Source organism: Cupriavidus sp. WS (assembly GCF_000395345.1).
Classification (GTDB): Bacteria; Pseudomonadota; Gammaproteobacteria; order Burkholderiales; family Burkholderiaceae; genus Cupriavidus; species Cupriavidus basilensis_B.
In genome coordinates this window covers 1-1,800 of the sequence record NZ_AQPL01000682.1, presented here as the reverse complement: position 1 = coordinate 1,800, position 1,800 = coordinate 1, and the positions used below count along the sequence as shown (strand labels likewise).

Sequence of the window (1,800 nt, the reverse complement as noted above, 5' to 3'; positions counted from 1 at the left end):
TGGTGCAGAGCCTTCTGTGGCTGTGGCTGATCGGCCTCAGCGTCTTCGTAGCCTTGGGCTACCAGACCATGAACGACCAGGCCGACCAGGAACGGCTCGATTCCCGCCTGGAACGCCTGGATGCGCAGGCCGCGGGCCTGGCCGAGGCCATCGAGGCCATCCAGCGGCGTCCGACCGCCGCAACGGCGGCGGACCTCAAAGACACCCGTCAAGTCCTGGAAGCACGCGCTGCCCAGGTTGAGACAGCGCTGAGCGGCTATGCCGCTGCCGACGACCTTCAGGCGCTGCGCGCCGAGGTCGAGCAGGTCAAGGCGCGCCAGACGACTGCGCCTGTTCCGCGCGCCGCAGCACCCCTCCAGCCGCGCGCATCGAGCAAGGCCGCCGCCAAGCCCGAACCGCCCCAGATGCCGTTCCGCGTCGTCGGCGCCGAATTGCGCGCTGGCCAGCGCAGCGTGTCCGTCGCGCCGAGCAGCGCGGATTTCACGCCCGATCAGCTTCAGGTACTGCTGCCAGGTGACGCGCTCGGCCCGTGGCGTTTGCAGGCGGTCGAGGGCAACACCGCCGTGTTCCAGGCCGGCGACCAGACCCGTCGCGTGGCGATTCCCTGACCGGAGCACACCACATGAAGCCGTCGATCATCCTTTCCGCGCTCCTGCTGGCATCCGCCCAATTGCCCGCCTGGGCGCAGCAGCCGGTCACCGCCCCGGCCCGCAATGCGCAGAACCAGGAGCGTCCGCTGGTCGCCCGAACCCCGGACGACCAGGTAGCAAGCGACTGGGGCCTCCAACCGCAGGAATGGGCGCGCTACCGCGAGTTGATGGACGGGCCGCTGGGCATCTATTCGCCCAACCTGGACCCTCTGTCCGCCCTGGGCATCGAGGCCCGCAACGACGAGGAACGGCGGCGCTATGCAGAACTGCAGGTGCAAGTCGAAGCGCGCCGCGTCGAGAAGCTGCTTGCATATCAACGTGCCTACGACGAAGCCTGGCAGCGCCTGAACCCCGGCATGCAACGGGTGAACCTGCCTGACGACAAACCCAGCGTCGGCACAGTGCGCGGCAGCGGACGCACGGCGGTGTTCGTCAAGGACGGCTGCGCGGCCTGCGGACAGCTCGTGCAACGCCTGCAATCCTCAGGTACCGAGTTCGACCTGTACATGGTCGGCAGCCGCCAGGACGACGCGCGCATCCGCGACTGGGCCAAGCGCGCACAGATCGACCCCACACGGGTGCGCGGCGGCAGCATCACGCTCAACCACGACGGTGGCCGCTGGCTGTCGCTGGGCCTGCCCGGCGATTTGCCTGCCGTCGTGCGCGAAGTGAACGGCCAATGGCAACGCCAACCCTGACGGCGCCGTTGCGCGCACTGGTGCTCGCTGCCGGCCTCTGCGCCTGCGCCGCCCAGGCCCAGGAGGTTCCGCCACCGGCCTACCAGCTTGCCGCCCAGCGCGCGGGCATTCCCTCGACGGTGCTCTACGCCGTGGCCTTGCAGGAGAGCGGCATCCGGCGCAACGGACGCATCGTCCCTTGGCCGTGGTCCCTCAACGTCGCCGGCCAATCGCGCCGCTATGCGACCCGTGCCGACGCCTGCGCCGGTTTGCAGCAAGCGATGCGCTCCACGCCGCACACGCGCATCGATGCGGGCCTGGGCCAGATCAACCTCGGCTACCAACAGCAGCGCTACGCCAGCGCGTGCGACTTGCTCGACCCGTACCGCAATCTCGCCATCGCCGCCGAGATCCTGAGAGAGCAGCACACCACCGGCGAAAACTGGCTGGTGGCGATCGGCCGCTACCACCGT

Annotated in this window: 3 protein-coding genes; all 3 read left to right on the top strand. The window is 69.3% G+C overall.

Annotation, left to right across the window (positions count from 1 at the left end; genetic code table 11):
* Positions 1 to 2: 2 nt before the first annotated feature.
* Entirely contained in the window at positions 3 to 608 is a 606-nt protein-coding gene (locus K206_RS0136515) for a hypothetical protein (RefSeq protein WP_052166065.1), read from the top strand.
* Between the two features lie 14 nt (positions 609 to 622).
* A complete protein-coding gene (locus K206_RS0136510; protein ID WP_020207151.1) occupies positions 623 to 1,348 on the top strand; it encodes a TIGR03759 family integrating conjugative element protein in 726 nt (241 codons plus the stop codon).
* Positions 1,330 to 1,800: transglycosylase SLT domain-containing protein (locus K206_RS0136505; RefSeq protein WP_029044466.1), on the top strand; the 471-nt coding region annotated here is incomplete at its 3' end. The genes K206_RS0136510 and K206_RS0136505, both read left to right, overlap by 19 nt.